Origin of the sequence: Rhizobium sp. 9140 (assembly GCF_900067135.1) — a bacterium.
GTDB lineage: Bacteria > Pseudomonadota > Alphaproteobacteria > Rhizobiales > Rhizobiaceae > Ferranicluibacter.
The window spans coordinates 2,081,525-2,103,193 of record NZ_FJUR01000001.1; the positions used below are offsets into that span (position 1 = coordinate 2,081,525).

Annotated in this window: 18 protein-coding genes; 4 read left to right on the plus strand and 14 right to left on the minus strand. The window is 63.1% G+C overall.

Annotation, left to right across the window (positions count from 1 at the left end):
• Positions 1–5: 5 nt before the first annotated feature.
• Positions 6–392, minus strand: coding sequence for a VOC family protein (locus GA0004734_RS09740; RefSeq protein WP_092933301.1), 387 nt, complete (start codon positions 390–392; stop codon positions 6–8).
• Positions 393–719: 327 nt separating this feature from the next.
• Between GA0004734_RS09740 and dnaE the strand changes: the two genes are divergently transcribed.
• Positions 720–4,229, plus strand: coding sequence for a DNA polymerase III subunit alpha (dnaE, locus tag GA0004734_RS09745; RefSeq protein ID WP_092933303.1), 3,510 nt, complete (start codon positions 720–722; stop codon positions 4,227–4,229).
• Between the two features lie 81 nt (positions 4,230–4,310).
• Here the strand turns inward: dnaE and GA0004734_RS09750 are convergent, their stop codons facing one another.
• The 3 genes from GA0004734_RS09750 to GA0004734_RS09760 form a co-directional block, all read right to left on the minus strand.
• Complete coding sequence (locus GA0004734_RS09750; RefSeq protein ID WP_092933305.1) at positions 4,311–5,552, minus strand: L,D-transpeptidase family protein; 1,242 nt, start codon at positions 5,550–5,552, stop codon at positions 4,311–4,313.
• Positions 5,553–5,722: 170 nt separating this feature from the next.
• On the minus strand, positions 5,723–6,388 hold the full coding sequence (locus GA0004734_RS09755) for a hypothetical protein (protein ID WP_175386296.1): 666 nt from the start codon (positions 6,386–6,388) through the stop codon (positions 5,723–5,725).
• Positions 6,385–6,660, minus strand: coding sequence for a DUF3572 domain-containing protein (locus GA0004734_RS09760; protein WP_092933307.1), 276 nt, complete (start codon positions 6,658–6,660; stop codon positions 6,385–6,387). Before GA0004734_RS09760 ends, GA0004734_RS09755 begins: the two co-directional genes overlap by 4 nt.
• 159 nt (positions 6,661–6,819) lie before the next feature.
• Between GA0004734_RS09760 and GA0004734_RS09765 the strand changes: the two genes are divergently transcribed.
• Both GA0004734_RS09765 and GA0004734_RS09770 read left to right on the plus strand, forming a co-directional pair.
• Complete coding sequence (locus GA0004734_RS09765) at positions 6,820–7,191, plus strand: response regulator (RefSeq protein ID WP_062468369.1); 372 nt, start codon at positions 6,820–6,822, stop codon at positions 7,189–7,191.
• Positions 7,192–7,312: 121 nt separating this feature from the next.
• A complete protein-coding gene (locus GA0004734_RS09770; RefSeq protein WP_092933309.1) occupies positions 7,313–8,680 on the plus strand; it encodes a PleD family two-component system response regulator in 1,368 nt (455 codons plus the stop codon).
• A gap of 555 nt (positions 8,681–9,235) precedes the next feature.
• On the opposite strand, the gene rpmG is transcribed toward GA0004734_RS09770, so the two are convergent.
• The 6 genes from rpmG to topA form a co-directional block, all read right to left on the minus strand.
• Positions 9,236–9,403 (minus strand): 50S ribosomal protein L33, encoded by a 168-nt coding sequence (rpmG, locus tag GA0004734_RS09775; protein WP_062468365.1) that lies wholly within the window; start codon positions 9,401–9,403, stop codon positions 9,236–9,238.
• Positions 9,404–9,493: 90 nt separating this feature from the next.
• Entirely contained in the window at positions 9,494–10,678 is a 1,185-nt protein-coding gene (locus tag GA0004734_RS09780; RefSeq protein WP_092933311.1) for an MFS transporter, read from the minus strand.
• Between the two features lie 9 nt (positions 10,679–10,687).
• Positions 10,688–11,392, minus strand: a complete 705-nt coding sequence (locus tag GA0004734_RS09785; protein WP_092933313.1) for an NUDIX hydrolase — start codon at positions 11,390–11,392, stop codon at positions 10,688–10,690.
• Positions 11,392–11,799: a DUF983 domain-containing protein gene (locus GA0004734_RS09790; RefSeq protein ID WP_092933315.1), complete on the minus strand. Its 408-nt coding sequence runs from the start codon at positions 11,797–11,799 to the stop codon at positions 11,392–11,394. The genes GA0004734_RS09785 and GA0004734_RS09790 overlap by 1 nt, the downstream gene beginning before the upstream one ends.
• A gap of 80 nt (positions 11,800–11,879) precedes the next feature.
• Positions 11,880–14,117, minus strand: a complete 2,238-nt coding sequence (gene rnr, locus GA0004734_RS09795) for a ribonuclease R (protein WP_245292500.1) — start codon at positions 14,115–14,117, stop codon at positions 11,880–11,882.
• A 138-nt stretch (positions 14,118–14,255) separates the two neighbouring features.
• Complete coding sequence (topA, locus tag GA0004734_RS09800; protein ID WP_092936139.1) at positions 14,256–16,973, minus strand: type I DNA topoisomerase; 2,718 nt, start codon at positions 16,971–16,973, stop codon at positions 14,256–14,258.
• Between the two features lie 409 nt (positions 16,974–17,382).
• On the opposite strand from topA, the gene GA0004734_RS09805 reads away from it, so the two are divergent.
• On the plus strand, positions 17,383–17,640 hold the full coding sequence (locus GA0004734_RS09805; RefSeq protein ID WP_092933317.1) for a hypothetical protein: 258 nt from the start codon (positions 17,383–17,385) through the stop codon (positions 17,638–17,640).
• Here the strand turns inward: GA0004734_RS09805 and dprA are convergent.
• Genes dprA through GA0004734_RS09825 form a run of 4 tightly spaced genes read right to left on the minus strand, consistent with a single transcriptional unit; the run spans position 17,569 to position 21,628 of the window.
• Entirely contained in the window at positions 17,569–18,741 is a 1,173-nt protein-coding gene (gene dprA, locus GA0004734_RS09810) for a DNA-processing protein DprA (protein WP_092933319.1), read from the minus strand. The two genes, GA0004734_RS09805 and dprA, sit on opposite strands and share 72 nt — an antisense overlap.
• Positions 18,742–18,747: 6 nt before the next feature.
• The gene (gene plsY, locus GA0004734_RS09815; RefSeq protein WP_092933321.1) at positions 18,748–19,362 is read right to left on the minus strand and encodes a glycerol-3-phosphate 1-O-acyltransferase PlsY; all 615 of its coding nucleotides are present in this window, start codon (positions 19,360–19,362) and stop codon (positions 18,748–18,750) included.
• 23 nt (positions 19,363–19,385) lie between these two features.
• Positions 19,386–20,672, minus strand: a complete 1,287-nt coding sequence (locus GA0004734_RS09820) for a dihydroorotase (protein ID WP_092933323.1) — start codon at positions 20,670–20,672, stop codon at positions 19,386–19,388.
• Complete coding sequence (locus GA0004734_RS09825; protein ID WP_092933325.1) at positions 20,669–21,628, minus strand: aspartate carbamoyltransferase catalytic subunit; 960 nt, start codon at positions 21,626–21,628, stop codon at positions 20,669–20,671. The genes GA0004734_RS09820 and GA0004734_RS09825 overlap by 4 nt, the downstream gene beginning before the upstream one ends.
• Positions 21,629–21,669: the final 41 nt, after the last annotated feature.

The window sequence follows — 21,669 nt, forward strand, 5'->3', positions numbered from 1 at the left end:
CGGCCTTATGCCGCCCCGTGGCACACGGCCTCGATATTATATCCATCCGGATCGAGCACGAACGCGCCGTAATAATCCGCATGATAATGCGGCCGTAGACCGGGCGCGCCATTGTCGCGCCCGCCGGCCGCGATGGCTGCGGCGTGGAAGGCATCTACGAGGCCGCGATTCTGCGCCGCAAAGGCCACGTGCAGCCCGCCGGACATCGCCTTGCCGCTGCTGATCCAGAAGAATGGACTGCCGGGCGTTCCGTAGCCGAGATGTGCCTCCTTGCCGCTCATCTCCACGGTAACCTCCAACTGCCGCGCAATGCCGAGCGGTGCCAGCGCCGCGTCGTAGAAGGCCGCAGCGCGTACGAAATCGCGAACGGGAAAGCCGATATGGTCGAGCATGATAGTCTCCGTTTCAGGTTTGGAATGCTGCCTCGAGTCCGCCGCATTTTCTTAACCATTGCCGAAAATGCTCTCTTGATCAAGGAACAAAAAGAGTACATAAAAAGAACATAACCAAAAGGAGCATGCCATGTCTGACTTCCTCCGTGATCTCGCCGCACTGACCTCTGTCGCCATGTTCGTTGCCAGTTTTTCCATTCTTCTGCTCGGTCTCTGAGACGGCACAGGTCTCTCTCGGCAAGTTCCGGGGGAGAAACGCGACGCCGTTGTCGCTTCGTCAGCCTGAAGAGCGTATGCTTTCATCTCATGCAAGAGTCGGAGTGACCTATGGCGGATGCGGGCGTGAGCTTTGCGGGTGGGACGGGCAATGGCGACAAGCCGGGGCCGCAGTTCGTCCATCTAAGAACCCACTCAGCGTTCTCGCTGCTGGAAGGCGCTCTTCCGATCAAGAAGATCATCGGCAAGGCGGTCTCCGACGCGCAGCCGGCCATCGGCATCGCCGACACGAACAATCTGTTCGCGGCGCTGGAATTCTCTTTGAAATGCATGGACGACGGCATCCAGCCGTTGATTGGCTGCCAGCTGTCGCTCGATATGGAGGATGAGGTCGAAGGCGAGAAGCGCGGGCATGCTCAGCACCTCGCGAAGCTTCCGGCCATCGTGCTGATTGCAGCGACGGATGCAGGCTATGTCAATCTCGTCGATCTCGTCAGCCGCGCCTATCTCGGCGGGGAGGGCAACCAGAGCGTCCGCATCTGCCTGTCCTGGCTGAAGGAGATCGGGACAGACGGCCTCATCGCTCTGACGGGGGCATCCGGCGGGCCGATCGACATCGCGATCCGCTCAGGGCACACGGCGCTCGGCGAGGCGCGGGCGCGCTGCCTGATGGAGCTGTTCGGCGATCGGCTCTATGTCGAGTTGCAGCGTCACGGGCGCTACGACAAGCGGCACGAGAACCGGATGATCGATCTCGCCTACCGGCTGGAACTGCCGCTGGTGGCGACCAACGAACCTTTCTTCCCGACGCCGGGCGACTACGATGCGCATGACGCCCTGATGGCGGTGGCGCACAACGCCATGGTCTCCGACGACACGCGCTTCCGCCTGACGCCCGACCACTATCTGAAGAGCCGCCAGGAGATGGCGAAGCTGTTCGCCGATCTGCCGGAAGCGCTCGACAACACGATCGAGGTTGCGCGGCGATGCACCTTCGTGCTGAAGACCCGCGCGCCGATCCTGCCGCGCTTCACCGGCGCGTCCGACGATCCGGCGGAGGCAGAACGGGCCGAATCGCGCGAACTTCGCCGCCAGGCCATTGAGGGACTGGAGGAGCGGATGCAGACACTCGGCCTGTCGCCGGGCTATAGTGAGACGGACTATCGCGAGCGGCTGGATTTCGAACTCGGCGTCATCGAGCGCATGAAGTTTCCGGGCTACTTCCTCATCGTTGCCGACTTCATCAAGTGGGCAAAGTTGCAGGACATCCCGGTCGGTCCGGGCCGCGGCTCGGGCGCGGGCTCGCTCGTCGCCTATGCGCTGACGATCACCGACGTCGATCCCTTGCGCTTCTCGCTGCTGTTCGAACGCTTTCTCAACCCGGAACGCGTGTCGATGCCCGACTTCGATATCGACTTCTGCCAGGACCGTCGCGAAGAGGTCATCCGGTACGTGCAGGCCAAGTATGGTCGCGAGCAGGTGGCACAGATCATCACGTTCGGATCGCTACAGGCGCGCGCTGCCCTTCGCGACGTCGGCCGTGTGCTGGAAATGCCCTACGGGCAGGTCGACAAGATCTGCAAGATGGTGCCGAACAATCCGGCAAACCCCGTCACGCTCGCCAAGGCGATCGAGGACGAACCACGCTTTCAGGAAGAGGTCGACAAGGAGCCGGTCATCGGCCGCCTGCTCGATATCGCCCAGAAGATCGAAGGCCTTTACCGCCACGCATCCACCCACGCCGCCGGCATCGTGATCGGCGATCGGCCGCTGTCGAAGCTCGTGCCCATGTACCGCGATCCGCGATCCGACATGCCGGTGACGCAGTTCAACATGAAGTGGGTCGAGCAGGCCGGCCTCGTGAAGTTCGACTTCCTCGGCCTGAAGACGCTGACGGTGCTGAAAACGGCGGTCGATTTCATCGCCAAGCGCGGCATCCATGTCGCTCTGGAAGCGCTGCCGCTGGACGACGCCAAGACCTACGAGATGCTGTCGAAGGGTGACACGGTCGGCGTGTTCCAGGTGGAAAGTGCCGGCATGCGCAAGGCGCTGATCGGCATGCGGCCGGATTGCATCGAGGATATCATCGCCCTCGTCGCGCTCTATCGCCCGGGTCCGATGGAAAACATCCCCGTCTACAATGCGCGAAAGCATGGCGAGGAGGAGATCGAATCGATCCACCCGACCATCGACTACCTTCTGAAGGAGACGCAGGGCGTCATCGTCTATCAGGAACAGGTGATGCAGATCGCCCAGGTCCTCTCCGGCTACTCTCTCGGCGAGGCCGATCTGCTGCGCCGCGCGATGGGCAAGAAGATCAAGGCCGAGATGGACATGCAGCGGGCGCGCTTCGTGGATGGCGCCGTGAAGAATGGCGTGGCGAAGCCTCAGGCCGACATGATCTTCGATCTGCTCGCGAAATTTGCCAATTACGGCTTCAACAAGAGCCACGCGGCGGCCTACGCCATCGTCTCCTATCAGACGGCTTACCTCAAGGCACATTATCCGGTCGAGTTCCTCGCAGCGTCCATGACGCTCGACATGGCGAACACCGAGAAGCTGGTCGATTTCCGCCAGGATGCCGGCCGGCTCGGCATCACCGTAGTGCCACCCTCGGTGCAGACCTCGTTCCGCCGCTTCGAGACGGGCGACAACCGTATCTTCTATTCGCTCTCGGCGCTTAAGGGTGTCGGCGAGGCGGCCGTCGAGCATATCGTGGCAATGCGGGGCGAAACGCCCTTTGCAAGCCTTGAGGATTTCTGCCTGCGCATCGACCCGAAGCTGTTGAACCGCCGCGTGTTCGAGAGCTTAATCTGCGCCGGCGCCTTCGATGGTTTCGGCTATGACCGGGCCGCGCTGGTCACGGGTCTGGATCGGATCCTGGGTTTTGCCCAGTTTGCCAACGAGAACAGGCTCAAGGGTCAGCACGATATGTTTGGCGCGGGCGCCGCCACAGGACCCGAAAAGATCGGCCTGCCGGATTTCACGCCATGGCTGGCGTCGGAGAAGCTCCAGCGGGAATTCCAGGTGCTCGGTTTCTACCTCTCGGCTCATCCGCTCGATACCTATAATGAGCTTCTGGCGAAGATCCGGTGCCAGACCTTTTCCGACTTCGCTCTGTCGGTGAAAAAGGGCAATACCGCTGGACGTCTTGCGGGCACCGTCACATCGAAGCAGGAGCGCAAGACGCGCACCGGCAACAAGATGGGCATCGTCACCTTTTCCGATTCGTCCGGCCAGTTCGAAGCCGTTCTGTTTTCCGAAATGCTGCAGCAATATCGCGATTTGCTGGAGCCGGGGAAGTCGCTGGTGCTGACCGTGCAGGCAGAGGAGCGTCCGGAGGGGATCGGCCTGCGGATCCAGACGCTGCAATCCCTGGAGGAGCGCTCGTTCCAGATGCAGAAGGCACTGCGCGTCTATGTCCGCGACAGCGGCCCGCTCCGCTCCGTTGCCACGCATCTGAACACGAAAGGCGACGGACAGGTGTCCTTCATCATCGTCAAGGACAATGGTCAGCGCGAGATCGAGGTGGAACTGGGCGACAAATATCGCATCTCCGCCGAGATTGCCGCCGCCTTGAAGACAGCCCCCGGCGTGATCGATGTCGAACTGATCTCGTAGGGGCTTCTCGACCTGACGGGTTCGCTCGGGGAAGCAGGCCTGCCTTTACACCGTGTCGGGTATCGGGAGGGGACGTTCGCTTTACCCCTTCGCGGGATGTGTGATTGTCACGAAGTCCGTGCCGCGGCCGGTTTCCGGGCCGAGGCCCATGTCGGAGACGGTGAGGGACGAGCCGGGCGCAAGGACGTCCTCAACCTGCTCGCGCAGCTCTGCCGTCATCTGGATGCGATCGAGCACGCGTGTCGCTGCGTTATAGGCGAGCGCATCATCGTCCAGGGCGATCCCGAGCCGCGTCTTCATCGACTTGGGGACGACGTTGTCGAGAGATAGCGAGAACCAGTTGCCCTTTCCCGTCGTCGCATCGATATCCTGGAACTGGTAGAAATGCGCACCGAGCGCGATCTCCGGCTCCGTGATCGTCACCGGCGCTTCGAAGAGCGGCGTGAAATCGCGGCGAACCAGAAGTTGCCCGTTGGCAGGTGGCGGCAGATTGGCTTTCTTGAAGAGCGCGTCCACCAGCTCCGGCGTTACCCGACCCTTGGGCTCGCGACCTTCTGCCAGTTCGAATGCGCGGATGGCAGCGATCGACCGGCTACCCAGCGCACCATCCGGCACACCGGCATCAAAGCCGAGACTGTTCAGCGCCGCTTGCACATCGAGGTTGAGCTCGCGCGCACCGCGGCGGGTGATCAGGATGCGGATCGGCTCTCGATCGTCATCGGCGCGTGCGACGGGTGACGTTGGGGCTGTGACGGCCGGCTCGCTCATCGCCACTTCCACATTGCCGCTCGGGATCTGCGACATGGCGGGACGCAGCGTAGCATCCGAGAGCAGCTGTGGTTCCGGCTCGGACGGCTGGAAGAGGAAGCTGTGCGACACCGGCTGTGGTGCGATCTGGCGATCGGAAATCACGACGTGCAATCCGCGCTCCGTCATCTTGTAGAGCGACTTTGCAAAGGCATTCGGCAGCCGCACGCAGCCATGGGACGCGGGGTAGGAGGGCACGCTGTTGGAGGCATGAAGCGCGATGCCGGACCATGTCAGCCGCTGCATGAACGGCATGGGTGCGTTGGAATAGATATTCGATTCATGATAGCGGCGCTTCTCGAGGATGGAGAAGATGCCCGTCGGCGTCTCATGGCCGCGCTTGCCGGAGGAGACCTTCGAGGTGGCGACCACCGTGTCGCCGTCATAGACGACCAAGGACTGTTTGTCCTTGGATACCACGATCTGTAGCGGCGAGGTTCCATCGGCGGCGACCGCCGTCGTGCTGGCGAGAGCGAGCAACAGAAGCCCGAGTCCGAGAGTAGAACGCAAAACCATCGACACCATCCGGATCATTCGAACAGGGTGAAGGCTACGGAAAGAGATTTAAGGAAGCTTTGCCGTCTGGTGGGGAATGAAACGCGAAGCGTGCTATTTCAATCACCAATAGGTGAAGTCTGTGGAAAACGGTCGGACGGCCATCCCGCCTGAAGTTTGTCGCACATCCGTCAGCGCAGGAAATGCTGCCGGATGAGCCGGGCGGCGTCGTCCCAGTTCTCGGCACTCTCGATTCCTTGGGTGGGTGCGGGGGCCATCGCCAGAAATTCCGCATTGGCCATCAGCCGGATCAAAAGGCAATCTGGGGCATGCTCGCGCACGGATTCCAGATTGCGCAGAATGTCGTCGATGAAGGCCACGGGGACATCGCGCGCGTCATGAAGCTGCTTGACGACGGGACCCTTGGGCGCCTCGGTCGCCAGCAGCGGATAGGCCGACAGCCCGTGCCGGTCGAGCAGCCGCCGGCGCACCTCCGTGTGGCGGGGCGGCATGGCTGTGAGGAAGACGATGTCTGCTTCGCTCGAGAGATCGGCGAGCGTCTCTGCCACCTGCGAAGCGGGCGTCTGCCACGTGTCCTGCGTCAGGAAGAAGTCCTCCAGCAACGTCGGCACCATCGCGTCCGGCACGGGTTCGCCTGTCTCCAAGTGTATGATGTTGCCATGCAGGCGGAACGACCGGGGCAAAAGCTCCCGTCCGCCGGATTTCAGGAAGCTCTGAAACGGCGTCACGAATTCGAGGACCACCTCGTCGATATCGCAGACGATCAGCGGTCGGTCGGTCAACTCTATGTGGTCGAAGCAGAGGGGGGCCAGCGGATCAAGGGTCTCAGTGGTCATGCGCTGCCCGTATCGCCGCGAAAGCCGGAGAGGGTGGCATGCGCGCGCGCCACCGTTTCCGGCTTGGTTCCCGTGGCTTCGCAGAACTGCATCAGCGTCGGCTCGTGATCCATGACGAAATCGAGCAGCCCGGCCATGAAGCCCGGATCGCCGACGGCGCCGCGAAGACCGGTCGGATCGGTACCCGTCAGCGCCAGAAAGCGGCCGAGAAGCTCGGGTTCGCTCGCAAGCCAGCCGAGCACGGCAATGGCGGTCTCATCCGCTGTCGTCACTGTTTTCACCCTATTCCGCAACACGTCGGCTTTTCTGGCCTATGATTACCTTTTTTTCAACCAAATAGGCCTAACTGTTCACCAGTCATGCGCGAATGCTGGTCTTGCAGCTGGCGGAATGACCCCCGGCCACGGCCGTACACGCGGGAAGGTTCTGATATGCCGAAACAGGTAATGATCGTCGAGGACAACGAGCTGAACATGAAGCTCTTCCGCGACCTGATCGAGGCATCGGGCTACACGACCATCCAGACCCGAAACGGACTGGAGGCACTGGACCTAGCGCGCAAGCACCGGCCCGACCTGATCCTCATGGACATCCAGCTGCCGGAAGTGTCCGGCCTTGAGGTGACCAAATGGCTGAAGGAAGACGATGAACTCCACGTCATCCCCGTCATCGCCGTCACGGCCTTCGCCATGAAGGGTGACGAAGAGCGGATCCGGCAGGGTGGCTGCGAGGCCTATGTCTCCAAGCCGATTTCCGTGCCGAAATTCATCGAGACCATCAAGACCTACCTTGGCGATGGTTGACCGACATTTGCGATTGCCGCGACGCAGCCGCCATGATGGTGCGCTCGAGTGATCATGTAACCCCTCGCACCGGCCGATTCTGGCCCAGCAGGACGAAGGGCGATAGGACAGGACGGACCGCATGACCGCACGCATTCTCGTCGTCGACGACATACCGGCAAACGTTAAACTGCTGGAGGCGAGGCTCGTCGCGGAATATTTCGACGTCCTCACGGCTTCCGACGGCTATCAGGCGCTCGCCATCTGCGATAGCCGCCCGGTCGATATCATCCTTCTCGATATCATGATGCCGGGCATCGACGGCTTCGAGGTCTGCGAGCGGCTGAAGGCGAACCCGAAGACGGCACATATCCCGGTCGTCATGGTCACCGCGCTCGACCAGCCGTCCGACCGGGTGCGCGGCCTGAAGGCCGGCGCAGACGACTTCCTGACCAAGCCTGTCAACGATCTCCAGCTGATGTCGCGAGTCAAAAGTCTTGTCCGCTTGAAGAACGTCAGCGACGAGCTGCGCCTGCGCGCCGAAACGGCAAAGAGCGTCGGCTTCGAGGATCTTTCGAACGCCGAACGTCCGGACGAGCCGGGAAATGTCCTGCTCGTGGATGCCCGTGCCAGCTCGCAGGACCGCATCGCCCGCGCCCTCAAGCCCTTGGCCGGCCTGACGATCATGAGCGACCCGCAGGCAGCCCTGTTCGAAGCGGCGGAGCAGCCCTTCGACCTTGTCATCGTCAATGCGAACTTCGACGACTACGATCCGTTGCGGCTCTGCTCGCAGCTGCGTTCGCTGGAACGGACGCGCTACATCCCCATTCTCCTGGTGGCCGAGCAGGGGGCGGAGGATCTCGTGGTGCGCGCGCTCGATCTCGGCGTAACCGATTACATCATGCGGCCGATCGATCCGAACGAGCTGATCGCGCGCTCGCTCACGCAGATCCGCCGCAAACAATGCAACGATCGCCTGCGCCTCAGTGTCCACCAGACCATCGAACTGGCCATCACCGATGGCCTGACAGGGCTTCACAACCGCCGCTATCTCGATAACCATCTCAAGCTTCTGATCGAGCGCGCCACGAAGCGTGGCCGCAGCCTGTCGATCTGCGTCACGGATATCGACCGCTTCAAGATCGTCAACGACACACATGGGCATGATGCGGGAGACGAGGTGCTGCGCGAATTTGCCCGACGCCTTCGCAGCACCGTCCGCGGCGCCGATCTCGCCTGCCGATTCGGCGGCGAGGAGTTCGTGCTGGTCATGCCGGACACGGATGCGGGCACCGCAAGCGCCATTGCCGAGCGCCTTCGCGCGAGCATCGAGACGACGCCCTTCCAGTTGCAGGATCGCAGCAAAGAGCTGACGATCACGGCATCCATGGGAATTGCTACGCTCGACCCTGCCGGCGAAACAGCCGATAGTTTCCTCAAACGTGCGGATACGGCGCTCTACCAGGCCAAGCGCAACGGGCGAAACCAGGTGGTGGGTGCCGCGGCCTGAGGCCGCCTTTCGGCGAATCGCAGATCGAGGACGTCGGTCGTCGCGGAATTGACATCGAGGCGTGGCACAGTGCTACGTCACGTCATCACGCGCTTGTGCGGTCCTGCAGCGGCATCTGGCAAATTACGGCAGAAAAGCGCCGCAATTTCTCCCGAATCGGTCTTCACGTCGTGGATCTTGTTAACCATGACTGTATCAAAGCGAACCAAGCTTTAAGATTTCATTGATTTTCTTCTGCATCTCGCCGATGTTCTTATTCAGGGGAGGTCTTACGCTCCCAAGCCGATCAGTTACCCCATGATGTCAGGTCCGCCGCATCTCCTGGGTCGTGGGGTCGTCGGCCGGTACGTATCAGCGGTTCCTCGTGCCGCTCTGCGTGCCGGCCGGCATCCGTTCAACGCCGCTTCTGTTTTCAGGAGCGGCGTTTTTCGTTTGCGCATGTCGATGTCCGTCGCGGCTGCACAGGAAGCGTCTGCTTTCAGCAAAGTCCCCAGACGCAAAAAAGGCGCCTGACGAAGCCGTCGGCGCCCTTTTTGAATTGAGAGAAACAAGATCTTACTTGATCTTGGTTTCCTTGAACTCGACATGCTTGCGTACGACCGGGTCGTACTTCGTCATGCTGAACTTGTCTGTCTTGGTGCGGCTGTTCTTCGAGGTCACGTAGAAGAAACCCGTGTCGGCCGTCGACAGCAGCTTGATCTTGATTTTTGCAGCTTTCGCCATGGTCGTCCTGCCTTCTAAAATAACAAAGCCGGACTTCACAAAAAAGGTCCCGGCGAGCTTGGCGCGAAACTACAAATCGCGCCCGAAAAGTCAACCCTGTTTCGGCTTATAAACCAGGCGAACCAGGGAAAGCACGATGTAAAGGCCGAAGAATCCGGCGATCGACCACGCAAAGCCGTCATTGCCGAAGACATCCATCGAGGCGCCGATGACCTGCGGCCCGGCCACGGTGCCCAGCGCATAGCAGAACACGAAGGCGGCATTGGCGGCGGCCAGCTCCGGCCCGTGCAGCCGCGAACCGAGATGGCTGAGCCCGATCGTATAGAGGCCGGAGATGATGCCGCCCCACAGAAGCAGGATCGCCGCCAGCGCGTACCAGTTGGTCGACAGGGTGGGCAGGCTCAGCGCGCCGGCAAAGCCGATGACGGTGAGCGCCACGAGAAGCTTGCGGCGGTCCTTCATGCGATCCGACAGGAGGCCAAGCGGGATCTGGAAGATGAGGTTTCCCACGCCCATGATGGTGAGAAGCAGAGCCGCCTGTGATTCGGAGAAGCCGACGCGGGTGCCGTAGACCGGAAAGAGCGACAGGCCTCCATATTCCACCGCGCCGAACACGAAGACGGCAGCCGTCGCCATCGGCACCATGTAAACGTAGCGAAGGAAATGCATCTCCGGCATCTCGTCGATATCGGGACTTTCCTTGCGGGCGATGATGATCGGGATCGCGCCGAGCAGGATAATGCCGGCACCGACGGCGAAGGGCAGGATGCCTTCGCTGCCGAGCAGGGAGAAGAGCAGAGGCCCGGCGGCGAAGCCGAGCGACAGGACGGTGCCGTAGATGCCGAACACCAGCCCACGGCGGTGCGAGGGGGCCGTGGCGTTGATCCAGAACTCGGAGAGGACGAAGAGAATGGTAATGCCGCTCTGGAAGACGATTCGCAGCGGGAACCACAGCCAGAAATTCTCGACGAAATAGAAGCCGAGCGCGGGCGCAGCTGCCAGCACCACGGCAGCCACCATGACCTGCGCCACGCCGAACCGGTGTGCCAGCCGTGTCGTGAAGGAGGCGGCGACCATGGAGGCGAGGCCCGCCACAGTGGAGTTCAGGCCGATCAGCGTCGAGGAGACGCCGCGCCGTTCCATGATGAAGCTGAGGAGAGGCACGCCAAGGCCGATGGCGATGCCGACCGTGGTGACGGCGGCAAGGGCCGCGATCAGCGACAGCCAATGGATATCCTCAACCGGCCGAGACGAGCCAGGGGTCGTCTGAGACATTCGGTGTCCTCACAGAAGATCGCGGATGGGTCGTCCATTCCGGACGTGGAAATACGGCACGGTGCCGTCAAAGCCGAGCAGAGGGTCGGCGTCAAGCCTCGTGTGCAAGGCTTGGAGAATACGCGCGGTAATATCTGGGATGGAAACCTCCGAGGGGTCGCCGACGGGAACCCAGCGCAGGTCCTCAAGCTCTCGGCTGTCCTGCAGTCCGCTGAGATCGAGTTCGACCTCGTCGGTGAAGAGCGCGAAGAAATGGGTGTCGAATCGCCTGACATGCCCCGGCGGCGTCAGTGCGCGGGCGACATAGCGCAGGCGGTCGAGTTCGGGGCGGAAGGGAAGGATGCCGGAACAGGGCGGCCCCACGGCAAGGCTCGTCTCCTCGTGCAACTCCCGCATGGCGGCAAGCGCGAGCGCACGGACGGCGGATACGGACATGCGTCCGCGATAGATGCCGACAAGGCGATCGATCAGCGGTGCCGGGAGGTCGCTCGCAAAGGCGATCCTGTGATCGCCCGGATCCCGTCGCCCGCCGGGAAAGACATGAAGGTCGGGCATGAAAACATGCTTCGTGTTGCGCCGGCCCACCAGCACGCGGACGGTATCGCCGCTCCGGTCGAGAAGGAGGAGGGAGGCCGCAAGCCGCGGCCGCAGAGCTTTTGTCGCCGGGATGACCGCCTCGGACGTGCCGCCGGTTGCGGCATCATCGCTGCGCATCAGGTGCGGTCCTGCGACGGCAATTCGTCTTCCGGCCGATCCTCGTGTCCGCCGAAGCCGTGCATGCGCAACGCCCATTGCAGCCCGACGACACCGCCCTTGACCGGCTGCATGAGGGCTATCGAGCCGGCAATCGTGATCGGCACCCAGATGGCGAGGTGCTGCCAGTTCGACAGCGTCACCAGCATTTCCGTCATCATGAAGCCTCCGAGCACCAGGTGGCCGACGATCGTGACGACGATATACGGCGGAAAATCGTCGGCACGATGATGATGCAGCGCTTCTCCACAGGCGGAACAGGTGTCGTTGACCTTGAGGAACCGACCGAACATGCGCCCTTGGCCGCAGTTCGGACACCGGTTGAGAAGCCCGCGCCGGATCGAGCGCCCGACAGGACGGTCGGTCATAGGGGCATCGCCGAGATGTAGCGTTTCTGCCCCCGGTCGTGCGCCACTCTCACTCATGTCACCACCATTCGTCATCGGAATCAGCGCCGCCCACGCGGTGGCCGGGTGCCGGGCGCCTTGCGGGCAGCGGCCTTGTCCCGGCGTCCTGCCTTGTGGAAGGAGCGCGTCGCCGTCGGCATCTTGCGGCCCTCGTCCAGCATTTCAAAACGCAGGGCGCCGGCCAACGGCACGGCATCCACGAGCTTTACCCGCACCTCGTCGCCGAGGCGGTAGCCGAGACCGGTCTTGTCGCCGACCAGCGCCATATGCGCCTCGTCGAAGATGAAATAGTCACGCCCGAGCGTCGAGATCGGCACGAAACCGTCAGCGCCATATTGCGGCAGGGAGATGAACAGGCCTGACTTCGTGACGCCGGACACGCGGCCATCGAACTCCTCGTTCACGCGGCCGCTCAGATGATGGGCGATCAGTCGGTCGATCGTGTCACGCTCGGCCGCCATCGCGCGCCGCTCGAAAGTCGAGATCTCCGCAGCGATATCCTCTAGCGCGCCTTCTTCTGCCGGTGTGATGGCGCCTTCGCCGAGCCCCAGCGATCCTACCAGCGCGCGATGCACGATAAGGTCGGCATAGCGCCGGATGGGCGAGGTGAAGTGAGCGTACTTCATCAGGTTCAGGCCGAAATGGCCGATATTCTCGGGACTGTAGACCGCCTGGCTCTGCGAGCGAAGCACCATCTGGTTGACGATGGTCTCGTAGGGCTGGTCCTCGGCCTTCGCAAGAATGCCATTGAAGTGGTTGGCGCGCATGTTGCCGCCCTTGACCAGCGTCAGGTCGAGCGTCGCCAGAAATTCGCGCAGCGTCTCCTGCTTGGCGAGTGACGGCGCATCGTGGACGCGATAGACGAGCGGCTGGCGTTTGATCTCCAGCGTTTCGGCGGCCGCCACGTTCGCCTGGATCATCATCTCCTCGATCAGCTTGTGCGCATCGAGCCTGTCCGGCACGAAGACGCGATCGACCGTGCCATCCGGCTTGAGAAGGATCTTGCGCTCGGGCATATTGAGTTCGAGCGGCTGGCGTCGGTTCCGCCCGATGGTGAGGATGCGATAGGCGTCCCAGAGCGGCTTGAGGATGGGCTCCAGCAGAGGGCCGGTCTTGTCATCGGGCGCGCCGTCGATCGCCGCCTGGGCTTGGTTGTAGGAGAGCTTGGCCGCACTCTTCATCATGATGCGATGAAAGGTGTGTCCGATCTTCCGGCCTTCGCTTGTAAAGCGCATGCGCACCGCAAGCGCCGGCCGGTCCACTGTCTCCTTCAGCGAGCACAGTTCGTTCGAGATACGCTCGGGCAGCATGGGGACGACACGGTCCGGGAAGTAGACGGAGTTGCCGCGCTTCAGCGCCTCGTTGTCCAGCGCCGATTTCGGCCGCACATACCAGGAGACATCGGCGATCGCGACGGTGACGATCACGCCGCCCGCGTTCTCCGGTGATGTGTCCGGTTCCGCGTGCACGGCGTCGTCATGGTCCTTGGCGTCGGCCGGGTCGATGGTGATCAGCGGCAGCGAGCGCCAGTCCTCACGGTGCGACATCGTCGCAGGACCGGCGGCCTCCGCTTCGCGAATGACACTGTCGGGGAAGATATAGGGAATGCCGTGTGCGTGAATGGCGATCATGGAGATCGCCTTTTCCGAAGAGACCGAACCGATGATCGACTTCACTTCGGCCTTGGCAAGCCCGAACCGGCCGGAGCGGACGATTTCGACCTCAACCAGATCGCCGTCCCTGGCCTCGCCGACGCCGCTCGCTTCGACGTCCATCTCCTCGCCGCGCTTGTCAATGGGCATGATGCGGCCGGTGCCGGCCGGCATCTCACGGAAGACGCCGAGTGCCGCATTGGCGCTGCGGCGGCGATCGAGCACCTTGACGATGCGGCCGGTATAGGCGGGGCCGGTCGGCTCCTTGGAGGGGAAGATCTTGGCCAGCACGCGGTCGCCGATGCCGCCGACGGGCATCTTGCCCTTGGCTTTGGCAACGCTCGACTGGCGGATGAGAACGGCCGGTGCGACACCGGAATCGTCGGGCCACTCGGCCGGACGGGCGACAAGCTCGCCGTCCTTGTCGCGCGTGGTGATGTCGAGAACGGTGACAGGGGGCAGGGCGCCCGGCCGGACGAGCGCGTTGCGCTTCTTCTCCACGAGACCGTCGTCTTCGAGATCCCGCAGAGCCGCCTTGAGCTCGATGCGCGCTTCGCCCTTCAGGCCGAACGCCCTTGAGATTTCGCGCTTGGAGGCTTTGTCCGGATTTTCCGCGATGAAACGCATGAGCACGTCACGCGGTGGCACGGCGCCGTGGATGATCGGTGTGTCATCGGCAGGCGGCAGGGCCGTGCCCGCACGGGCCAGCCGGACCGAAGGTTTTGCGGTCCGTCTCATGCCGATGCGGGGCGATTTGCTCACGGTCTATCCCTTCTGTGCCTTGGCGGCAGCCGCAGTCTTGGGTTTTGCAGCAGCCTTCGTCTTTGTCGTCGTCTTCGCCGCAAGCTTGGCCTTGGCGGCGGCTCTTGGCTTCGCAACCTTCTCAGTGCCGTCGCCGTCCGTCGCAGCCTTGGCTTTGGCAGGCTTTGCAGCCTTCGCCTTGACAGCCTTGGCCTTCACGGGCTTCGCCTTACCGGCGCGTTCTGCCAGCAGCGGCAGGGCTTCTTCGAGCGTCACCGATGTCGGATCCTTGCCCTTGGGCAGGGTCGCGTTCACCTTGCCCCAGTTGACATAGGGTCCATAGCGCCCATCGCGAACGGTAATGGCGCCACCATCCGGATGCTCCCCGAGTTCCTTCAGCGCGGCAACAGCCGCCCCGCGACCCGCTGGCCCCTTGGATGCCTTGTCCGCCAGCACCGAGACGGCGCGGTTGAGGCCGATCGAGAACACGTCCTCGATGGTCTCGACATTGGCATATTTCCCGTCATGCAGGATGAACGGGCCATAGCGTCCGAGGCCGGACGAGATCATCTTGCCGGTTTCCGGGTGCTGGCCGATGTCGCGCGGCAGCGACAGAAGCGCGAGGGCCTTCTCATGGTCTATGCTCGCCGGTGTCCATCCCTTCGGCAGGCTGGAGCGCTTGGCTTCCTTGCCCTCGCCCCGCTGGACGTAAGGGCCGAAACGGCCGTTGCGAAGCGTGATCTCTTCGTCCGTATGCGGGTCCTTGCCCAGCGCCTGCGGCTCGTTCGATGCCTGCGCTTCTGCATCACCATCGGACGACAGCTGGCGCGTGAAGTTGCACTCCGGATAGTTCGAGCAGCCGACGAACGCGCCGTACTTGCCGAGTTTCAGCGACAGCTTGCCGGTGCCGCAGACCTGACAGATCCGGGGATCGCTGCCGTCCTCGCGCTTGGGGAAGACGAGCGGTGCGAGTTCCTCGTTCAGGGCGTCGAGCACGTTGGTGACGCGCAGTTCCTTGGTGTCCTCGATCTGCGCGAAGAAGTCCTTCCAGAAGTCGCGAAGCACGTCCTTCCAGTTCAGCTCGCCAGCCGAAATCCGGTCGAGCTTTTCCTCGAGCGAGGCCGTGAAATCATACTCCACATAGCGGTGGAAGAAGCTTTCGAGGAAGGCCGTGACGAGACGCCCCTTGGCTTCCGGTATCAGCTTGCGCTTGTCGATGACGACATATTCGCGGTCCCGCAGGGTTGCGAGCGTCGAGGCATAGGTCGAGGGACGGCCGATTCCGAGTTCTTCCATCCGCTTGATGAGGCTCGCTTCCGAATAGCGCGGCGGCGGCTCGGTGAAATGCTGGCTCGCATTGACCTTTTGCTTGGCGACGGTCTCCCGCGCCTTGATCTCCGGCAGGCGGCCTTCGTCCTCGCCGTCGTCGCTCTGCTCGCCGTCTTCCTTCTGGTCCGTATAGGCGGCGATGAAGCCGTCGAAGCGGATGACGGAGCCGACGGCGCGCAGGCCGGCCTTGCGGTCTCCGCTTTCGGCAAGAATCTCGACCGTCGTCCGCTCGATCTCGGCAGACGCCATCTGGCTGGCGATGCCGCGCTTCCAGATCAGGTCGTAGAGGCGCAGCTGGTCGGCATCAAGGAAGCGGCGCAGCTGGTCGGGCGTGCGGGTGAAGTCCGTCGGCCGGATCGCCTCGTGGGCTTCCTGTGCGTTCTTCGCCTTGGTCGAATAGAGGCGCGCCTTCTCCGGCACGTAGCGCGCGCCGAACTGGTCGCCGATGGCGCTGCGGGCGGCGTCGATCGCTTCCGCGGCCATCTGCACGCCGTCGGTACGCATATAGGTGATAAGACCGACCGTCTCGCCGCCGAGGTCGAGACCTTCATAAAGCCGCTGGGCGACCTGCATGGTGCGCGAAGCGGAGAAGCCGAGCTTGGAGGATGCAGCCTGCTGCAGCGTGGAGGTGGTGAAGGGCGGCGATGGGTTCCGCTTGACCGGTTTTGCCTCAACCGTATCCACGACGTAGGACGCGCTTTCGAGCAGGGCCTTGAGGTCGCCTGCCTGTTCGCCGTTGCCGACCGAGCGCGCCTGGAGGCGCTTGCCGTCGGCCGAAACAAGGCGTGCTTCGAAGTCGTCGCCACGCGGTGTCTTCAGGATGGCGGAGAGGTTCCAGTATTCTTCGGAGACGAACCGCTCGATCTCCGACTCGCGGTCGCAGACGAGGCGCAGCGCGACGGACTGGACGCGGCCGGCCGAACGGGCGCCAGGCAGCTTGCGCCACAGGACGGGCGACAGGTTGAAGCCGACGAGATAATCGAGCGCGCGGCGTGCCAGATAGGCATCCACCAGGGGAACGTCGATGTCGCGCGGATTGGCCATCGCGTCGAGCACGGCCTTCTTGGTGATGGCGTTGAAGACGACCCGGCTGACAGGCTTGTCGCCGATCAGCTTCTTCTTGCGCAAAAGATCCAGCACATGCCAGGAGATCGCTTCGCCTTCGCGATCCGGGTCGGTCGCGAGAATGAGGCCGTCGGCGTTCTTCAGGGCAGCGCCGATATCGTTCATGCGCTTGGCGGACGCGCTGTCCACCTCCCAGAGCATGGCGAAGTCTTCGTCAGGCTTGACCGAGCCGTCCTTGGCCGGAAGGTCGCGAACGTGACCGAACGAGGCCAGAACCGTGTAGCCGGGGCCGAGATATTTATTGATGGTCTTTGCTTTGGCCGGCGATTCAACGACGACGACATTCATGGTCATAGGATTCAGCAACCATAGAGAGGGGTGACGGACTTCCCTCAGCCGTCACGCCGGGAACTTTTGAAGCCCCGACATGGAGGGGGATTTCGTCGCGGTCAAGTGGCGACCATGAAATTAGCCAGTTTGCATGGACGGTCGATAGACCCGCAACCTGTTCATTTGCAGGCGTTTTACGATCTTTCGACAAGGTGTCGCGGCAGAAGGCTCGCCAGCCTGGAATACAACGCACCACAACCTTTAAGGGATAATGTTATTATTGCAATTAGGAATATTTGCTTTATCGTCGGCGGGAGAGAAGAGAGTGCACCGACGGACAGGCAGTGGTGATGGCCGCACAAGTTGTTGCCGCATACGCTGTCGGTTGCCCGCTCGGGATCGAGGCCAAGCCCAACAGGACGTATTCATGGTGCCCGTACATAAAGACGCTACTGTTCCCGCGACACCTGACGACGAGAGCCTTGCCTATATTCGTCAGATGCTTGCAGAACTGCGTGGCGTCGCGGACGAAAAGGGTGCTGACATGCTCTGCTACCTCTTGGAGATGGCCTATGTCGAGGCGGGCGACCTCCTTTCCGGCCGCCGCGCCCTGTCAGCCAAGGGGCTCAAGAGAAACGAGGCCGCCGGGGTGGCGGTGAAGCCGGCCGGCAAGATCAAGCTCTAGCAGGACGAGATAGACGGCCGAGGCGGCAAAGCCCGTATGGCGGATGATGTCGTCGGTCTCGACCGGCGTCGGCCCGAGCGCATCGACGATCGCCTCGCGCTCCCGGTCGCCGGGTAGCACAGCGACGGGCCGCCTCTCGGTGCCGATGTCCATGTCGTTCTCCGCTTCGCGCGCCTGAGGCTGGTCGAACAGATCGATGCGGCTGAGCGGCGCAAGCGCCTCCAGAATGTCGCGCGCTTCCGTCGTCACCACGGCGCCGTCCTTCAGGAGACCGTTGGTGCCGTGGCAGCGGGGATCGAGCGGCGACCCCGGTACGGCAAAGACGAGACGTCCGAAATCGGCGGCGTAGCGTGCCGTGATCAGCGATCCGGACCGGCTTGCGGCCTCCACGACGGCGAGCCCGAGCGCCACGCCGGCAATCAGCCGGTTGCGGCGGGGGAAGTCGCGCGCCCGCGGCTCCCATCCGAATGGCATCTCGGTGATGGCAAGGCCCGCACCTTGCGTGATTTCCTCCAGCAGGGCTATGTTTTCGGGCGGGTAGGGCTTGTCGATGCCGCCAGCGAGCACCGCAATGGTCCCGGTGTCGAGGCTCGCGCGATGGGCGGCCGTGTCGATGCCGCGGGCAAGCCCGGAGATGATCGTATAGCCTGCCCGCCCGACATCGCGGGCGATCATGGCGGCGAACTTGGCGCCGCTGATGGAGGCGTTGCGGGCGCCGACGATGCCGAGCGCAGGTGCGGTGCCGGTGGACGCACGTCCCTTGACGGCAAGAAGCGGCGGCGCGCCGTCGATCTGGCGAAGGGCTGCCGGATAGTCCGGTTCGCCGATACCGACGAATCGCGCGCCGCAACGGGCGGCGATCGTCAGTTCCCGTTCGGCTTCCGCGACCGTGGCGATGCGGATGGCGCGCGTTGAACCGCCACGGCGCGAGAGTTCCGGCAGCATCTCCAGCGCCGTTTCGGCGGAACCGACATGGTTGATGAGGTCGCGGAAGGTGACGGGGCCGACATTGTCGGAGCGGATGAGGCGCAGCCAGGCTATCCTTTGACGATCCGTCAGCGCGATGCCCTTGCTTGTCTGGCCTTTCGCGCTGTCGCTCATCGCAGCTTATCCCTTCTGGCCAATCCGGCTTTCCGTTCCCGCAATCAGCCGCTCGATATTGGCGCGGTGCTTGATCCAGGTGATCACGCTCAGGACCACGAAAAGAAGGCCGATGCGCCCATAGCCGGCGACCAAGAGCACTACCGGGACGACGACGGTGGCGACGAGCGCTGCCAGCGAGGAATAGCGCGTGATTTTGGCGACGATCAGCCAGCAGGCGGCAAAGACGAGCACGACAGGAGGCGCGAGACCGAGCAGCACGCCGATATAGGTCGCGATGCCCTTGCCGCCCTTGAAGCCGAGCCAGACCGGAAAGAGATGCCCGAGAAAGGCCCCGAACCCTGCGGCGATACCGGCCTCCGGGCCGAGGAAATGATAACCGACAGCGGCGGCCAGCGTACCCTTCAGCGCATCCAGCAGCAGGGTCGCGGCCGCGAGCTTCTTGTTGCCTGTGCGCAGCACATTGGTGGCGCCGATATTGCCGGAGCCGATCTTGCGCACATCGCCGAGCCCGGCCGCCCGCGTTAGAATGAGGCCGAACGGGATCGAGCCGAGCAGATAGCCGAAAAGAAGGAAGCCGAGCGTCGGCAGAGCCGGCAGCGGCCACATGAAAACGTCCATGAATGTCCCCTCGCGTCAGCCTCCTACAGGCTGTACACGCACTTTCCCGCAACATAGGTGCGAACCGCGCGGCCCGTAAAGCGGGCATTTTCGAACGGTGTGTTTTTCGAGCGCGAGACGATGGCCTCCTTGGAGACGATCCATGGCTCATCGAGATCGATCAGCGTGATATCCGCCTTCGCGCCGGGCTTCAGCGTACCCGCATCGAGCCCGAAGATCTGCGCCGGCCGCGTGGAGAGCGCGTCGATCAGGCGCATCAGCGAGACTTCGCCGCTATGATGAAGCCGCAGCGCGGCCGCGAGCATCGTCTCCAGCCCGATCGCACCGTCGGCCGCGTCGGCGAAGGGCAGGCGCTTGGTATCGACATCCTGCGGATCGTGGGAGGAGACGATGATGTCGATCCGCCCGTCTGCCAGCGCCTGGACCATGGCCTTGCGGTCGTCCTCACCGCGCAGCGGCGGCGTCAGCTTGAAGAAGGTGCGGTATTCCCCGATGTCGTTTTCGTTCAGGGACAGATGATTGATCGAGATGCCCGAGGTCACGTTGACGCCGCGGGTCTTGGCGAGCGCAATGGCATCGACCGATTCCGGCAGCGAAATCTTCGCGGCGTGGTAGGCGGCGCGGGTAAGGCCCGCGACGCGCAGGTCGCGCTCCAGCGGAATGATTTCCGCCTCGCGCGGCACGCCGGACAAGCCGAGCCAACTCGCCAGCAGACCCTCGTTCATGACGCCACCGGCGCCCAGATACTGGTCGCGCGATTCCAGCGCGATCACCATACCGAACTCGCGGGCATAGGTCATCGCGCGACGGAGCACGAGCGTATCGTGCAGGCCCTCGCGGCCATTGGTGAAGCAGACGGCGCCGGCTTCGCTGAGAAGGCCGAACTCGGTCATCTCGGTGCCGTGCAGGCCCTTGGTCAGCGCGGCAGCGGGGTAGACGTTGACGACAGCCTTGTCGCGGGCCGTCTTCATGACGAACTCGACCAGGGCGATATCGTCGATAACAGGATCGGTATCCGGCATGGCGATGAAGGATGTGATGCCGCCGACAGCGGCCGCCTGCGCGGCAGACGCGATGGTCTCGCGATGTTCGGCGCCGGGTTCCCCGACGAAAACGCGGGCGTCCACGAGACCGGGAACGGCGATGAGGCCCCGGCAATCCTCAACGGTCGCGCCTTCAGGCGAGCCCTGGCTGGCCGCGTCGCCGCCGGCGGCGAGAATCACGCCGTCGCGAATGAGGATCGCGCCCGTTTCGTCGAGGTTGCGCGAGGGATCGATGATGCGCAGGTTGGTGAGGACGAGATCGGTCATGCGCGGGAACCCTGGTTGTTGAGGCCGCCCTGTTGTTGCGAGACGAGCAGCGCTTCCATCACGGCCATGCGGACGGCAACGCCCATTTCGACCTGCTGCTCGATGACGCTCTGCGGTCCATCGGCAATCTCGGAGGCGATCTCGACGCCGCGGTTCATAGGGCCGGGATGCATCACGAGCGCATCCTCCCTGGCGGCTTTCAGCTTTTCAGCGTCGAGACCGTAATAGCGGAAATATTCGCGCACCGAGGGCACGAAGGCGCCGGCCATGCGCTCGCGTTGCAGGCGCAGCATCATCACGACATCCGCGTCCTTCAGGCCCTCTTCCATCGAGTGGTAGACCTCCGCGCCCATGTCGGCGATGCCGGACGGCAGAAGCGTTGCCGGTGCGACCACGCGCACGCGTGCGCCCATCTGGTTGAGAAGCAGGATGTTGGAGCGGGCGACACGAGAATGCAGCACATCGCCGCAAATGGCGACGATGATGCGCGACAGCTTGCCCTTGGCCCGCCGGATGGTCAGCGCATCGAGCAGCGCCTGCGTCGGGTGCTCGTGCTGGCCGTCGCCGGCATTGATGACCGAGCAGGAAACCTTCTGCGCCAGCAGAGCGGCGGCACCGGCCGAGGAGTGGCGCACGACCAGCACGTCGGGGTGCATGGCGTTCAGCGTCATCGCGGTATCGATGAGCGTCTCGCCCTTTTTCACCGAGGAATTGCCGACGGACATGTTCATGACGTCCGCCCCGAGCCGCTTTCCGGCAAGCTCGAAGGAGGATTGCGTCCGCGTGGAGGCTTCGAAGAAGAGGTTGATCTGGGTGAGACCGCGAAGCGTCGAAGTCTTCTTCTCGCGCTGACGGGAAATTTTGACCGCCTCGTCGGCCAGATCGAGAAGTCCGGTGATATCGCGCTCGTTCAGGCCCTTGATGCCGAGAAGATGGCGATGCGGAAAGAAATCCATGGGAAGCCCGCCTCAGATGGTCGCGTTGCCGCGCTCTATAG

Excerpts from the sequence above, each read along its gene's own strand:
- GA0004734_RS09740 (WP_092933301.1), bottom strand. The coding sequence starts at position 392 with ATGCTCGACCATATCGGCTTTCCCGTTCGCGATTTCGTACGCGCTGCG.
- dnaE (WP_092933303.1), top strand. The coding sequence starts at position 720 with ATGGCGGATGCGGGCGTGAGCTTTGCGGGTGGGACGGGCAATGGCGAC.
- GA0004734_RS09750 (WP_092933305.1), bottom strand. The coding sequence starts at position 5,552 with ATGGTTTTGCGTTCTACTCTCGGACTCGGGCTTCTGTTGCTCGCTCTC.
- GA0004734_RS09755 (WP_175386296.1), bottom strand. The coding sequence starts at position 6,388 with ATGACCACTGAGACCCTTGATCCGCTGGCCCCCCTCTGCTTCGACCAC.
- GA0004734_RS09765 (WP_062468369.1), top strand. The coding sequence starts at position 6,820 with ATGCCGAAACAGGTAATGATCGTCGAGGACAACGAGCTGAACATGAAG.
- GA0004734_RS09770 (WP_092933309.1), top strand. The coding sequence starts at position 7,313 with ATGACCGCACGCATTCTCGTCGTCGACGACATACCGGCAAACGTTAAA.
- rpmG (WP_062468365.1), bottom strand. The coding sequence starts at position 9,403 with ATGGCGAAAGCTGCAAAAATCAAGATCAAGCTGCTGTCGACGGCCGAC.
- GA0004734_RS09780 (WP_092933311.1), bottom strand. The coding sequence starts at position 10,678 with ATGTCTCAGACGACCCCTGGCTCGTCTCGGCCGGTTGAGGATATCCAT.
- GA0004734_RS09785 (WP_092933313.1), bottom strand. The coding sequence starts at position 11,392 with ATGCGCAGCGATGATGCCGCAACCGGCGGCACGTCCGAGGCGGTCATC.
- GA0004734_RS09790 (WP_092933315.1), bottom strand. The coding sequence starts at position 11,799 with ATGACCGACCGTCCTGTCGGGCGCTCGATCCGGCGCGGGCTTCTCAAC.
- rnr (WP_245292500.1), bottom strand. The coding sequence starts at position 14,117 with ATGCGTTTCATCGCGGAAAATCCGGACAAAGCCTCCAAGCGCGAAATC.
- topA (WP_092936139.1), bottom strand. The coding sequence starts at position 16,973 with ATGAATGTCGTCGTCGTTGAATCGCCGGCCAAAGCAAAGACCATCAAT.
- GA0004734_RS09805 (WP_092933317.1), top strand. The coding sequence starts at position 17,383 with ATGGTGCCCGTACATAAAGACGCTACTGTTCCCGCGACACCTGACGAC.
- dprA (WP_092933319.1), bottom strand. The coding sequence starts at position 18,741 with ATGAGCGACAGCGCGAAAGGCCAGACAAGCAAGGGCATCGCGCTGACG.
- plsY (WP_092933321.1), bottom strand. The coding sequence starts at position 19,362 with ATGGACGTTTTCATGTGGCCGCTGCCGGCTCTGCCGACGCTCGGCTTC.
- GA0004734_RS09820 (WP_092933323.1), bottom strand. The coding sequence starts at position 20,672 with ATGACCGATCTCGTCCTCACCAACCTGCGCATCATCGATCCCTCGCGC.
- GA0004734_RS09825 (WP_092933325.1), bottom strand. The coding sequence starts at position 21,628 with ATGGATTTCTTTCCGCATCGCCATCTTCTCGGCATCAAGGGCCTGAAC.